This is a genomic window from Peribacillus sp. SIMBA_075 (assembly GCF_046534585.1).
Genome location: NZ_JAWRYN010000912.1, coordinates 1 through 260 on the forward strand (window position 1 = coordinate 1; position 260 = coordinate 260).

Annotated in this window: 1 protein-coding gene; it reads right to left on the minus strand. The window is 71.9% G+C overall.

Features of this window, described 5'->3' with window-relative positions; genetic code table 11:
- Positions 1 to 260 (minus strand): hypothetical protein (locus SB775_RS30905; protein WP_410865082.1); only part of this gene is annotated, 260 nt, incomplete at both ends.

Sequence of the window (260 nt, forward strand, 5' to 3'; positions counted from 1 at the left end):
GGCGGCGAGGGTCAGCAGGTCCTGTGCGAGGTTCGCGTCGTCGACGTGGATCTCGGAGCCGGGCGGCAGGATCCCCAGCGTCTGCAGCGCACGCGCCGAATCCGCTGACTCTTCCGCGGCGCGCACCGCCAGCCGGGCGACGAGCTGGGCGAACGCCGTCAGCCAGTGAGGGAGGGTGATCGTGCGGGTCGAGAGCGAAACGGTGCCGTAGTGCTGCTCGACCTCGGCCGTCCAGCGAGGTCCGGGCTCCCGCTTCAGGG